Here is a 2,196-nt window from a genome sequence, read left to right on the forward strand (position 1 = left end):
GGTGTAAAACGTAAACGTGTGACCAGATGATTAAAATCGGCTAGTTCTGTCAATATAGTAAGAGGATCAGCACCTGCATCATATTGACTGCGTAATTCATGTAATGCATTGACAACATTACCCTTCATGATAAATTCAAAGAGATCGATAATACGTGCTTGATCAGCTAACCCTAACATTGTACGCACTTCAACAGCATTAACATTGCCATTGCTATGGGCAATCGCTTGATCAAAAATGGATAATGCATCACGTGCAGAGCCTTCTGCAGCACGAACAATCATAGAGAGTGCTTGCTCTTCCACTTCTACCTTTTCATATTTTGCAATTTGGCGCAAATGCGCACTCAAAGCTTTTGATTCAATACGTCGTAAATCGAAACGTTGGCAACGTGAAAGGATTGTAATAGGAACTTTGCGAATTTCTGTTGTGGCAAAAATAAATTTTACATGGGATGGTGGTTCTTCAAGAGTTTTCAACAAACCATTAAAGGCTTGTGTTGAGAGCATATGGACTTCATCGATAATATAAACCTTATAGCGCGCAGAAACAGGACGATAGCGTATTTGTTCAATAATTTCACGAATATCGTCAATGCCCGTATGAGAAGCGGCATCCATTTCTATAACATCAATATGGCGTCCTTCGATAATTTGTACGCAATGTTCACCAAGAGAGTCTAATATGGTTGTTGGTTGGTCAATATCTTTTGTTTTATAATTGAGCGCACGTGCCAAAATACGTGCTGTTGTGGTTTTACCTACGCCACGAATCCCTGTTAACATCCACGCTTGTGCAATACGACCTTTTTCAAAGGCATTGGTGAGAGTACGCACCATAGCTTCTTGACCAATGAGATCAGAGAAGTTTTGTGGTCGATATTTACGAGCAAGAACACGATAGGCTGTTTCTACCGGTACACTTTCCATGAATGTTTCCAACTTCGAAGTTTGTTATGCGTATATTTTGATAATACAAAAGCATAGGTCAATACTGTACTTTCATATAAAAGGATTTTTTCTTAATCAAATTATTTATGGGAGCCTTTATTTAAAGACAATCAAATCCCTCTACTCATTGCATACAAATGCCGCTTTGAAGATTAAAAATACTTCGCTAAAAGACAGCATAAAAATAATTTCTTCAGCAAAACAGGAGGTCGGCACGATGACCCGTACCAGAACCCGTTAGGGCTGCTTCTTTCCAGACCTGACCCAGTTGGCGAGTAGTTCGTCCACCACCAACCTCCCAAGTTCATATTGTCGATTTGGAATGAAAAATCAAGCTCGGAAACGAAAAATATCCTAAGAACGACAAAGAATTTTCCTTTGCGTTTAATTTATTGACATATAAACAACAAAGAGATTGAGGATTTATCAGTTTTCATAGCAGGAGTTTTTCATATTTATTGGGGATGAAAATATTTTCTTCGTTTAAGATAATCTGAATGTATAATTATAATCATTCGTTCAAACTTGCCTGTAAGAATTTTAGGATAGCTCCGTCTGTTCTAAAATTACGAAGTTGAATCATTAAAATTTGCAACGGCAAAAAAGGAAAATAAAGCATATAGATCGTGCAATGAATTATAATGAGAAATTTAGAGGAAGAATATTGTTTATGAATAATTATAAATACTAATTTAATAGTATCGCTCTTCTCATACAAAACAGAGCACTTCAAACAGAATACATTGAATGTTGTACATTCACATGCTTTTACAAGAAATATTTTTCAATACTTTTAATTCGATTTCATCACATCACTTGTAAAGTGTATACATACTGCTTCTGAGGTATAAATCCATTGAGCAATTCCATCTTTACATTTGTGAAGAAGCACGCCGGCACCATCATTAATATTTGCCAACTTGTGGGTGTTGCAACAGCCCTTGGCACTTAAGATGGTTCATAAAAGCCATTTTACTCCTTTCTTATACAGTTTTATCCTCACACTCATCCCGCTTTTGACGTACAAGGAGATGGTTTTGATTGATTCAAGATAAACAAGTTTGAAATGAAAGAATCTTACGATATTCAGGACTCTCATTCAATATGCAGAACAGAGAATTATTATTTATAAATCAATATCTTGACTTATAAAAAAGTTTCATCATTTTTATTGTGAACGAGAATATCAAATACGTAATATTTTTTCTTTTAACATCTATGAATGTAAATCTTGAGTAGATGTTAT

General features: G+C 35.4%; 1 protein-coding gene and 1 other RNA gene. Both read right to left on the minus strand.

Annotated elements, in window-relative coordinates; translation table 11 throughout:
- Positions 1-929: DNA polymerase III subunit gamma/tau (locus ACFIO3_RS11965; RefSeq protein ID WP_375704518.1), on the minus strand; the 929-nt coding region annotated here is incomplete at its 3' end.
- Positions 930-1,151: 222 nt separating this feature from the next.
- Positions 1,152-1,249: signal recognition particle sRNA small type (gene ffs / locus ACFIO3_RS11970), an RNA gene on the minus strand.
- Between the last annotated feature and the right edge of the window lie 947 nt (positions 1,250-2,196).

It is taken from the genome of Bartonella sp. AD328YNZD (assembly GCF_042196425.1).